Origin of the sequence: Cobetia sp. SIMBA_158 (assembly GCF_046566945.1) — a bacterium.
In the GTDB taxonomy this organism is placed as follows: domain Bacteria; phylum Pseudomonadota; class Gammaproteobacteria; order Pseudomonadales; family Halomonadaceae; genus Cobetia; species Cobetia amphilecti.
Genome location: NZ_JAWJYL010000173.1, coordinates 1 through 316, shown reverse-complemented (window position 1 = coordinate 316; position 316 = coordinate 1). Strand labels below are relative to the sequence as shown.

General features: G+C 39.9%; 1 pseudogene. It reads left to right on the top strand.

The window, feature by feature from the left end:
* Window positions 1–316 (top strand): annotated as a pseudogene (locus R2R70_RS19505) (MFS sugar transporter); the annotation flags it as partial.

The window sequence follows — 316 nt, the reverse complement described above, 5'->3', positions numbered from 1 at the left end:
GCAATATTTGGGGTGGAAAACTTGCGGATAAACGCGGCCCAATAAGTGCACTCAGTATTATATTTAGTGCTCTTAGCATTATTTTATTGGCACTTACATTTACCATGGATAATAAAGTAGCTGCCGTACTTACAATTTTAGTTTGGGGCGCCTTTGCGTTTGGTAACGTGCCAGGCTTACAGCTTTACGTTGTAAAACAAGCACAAAAACATACACCTAATGCTGTGGATGTTGCATCTGGATTAAATATAGCCGCTTTTAATATTGGTATAGCACTTGGCTCAATCATTGGTGGAAGCGTAGTGGAAAGTATGAC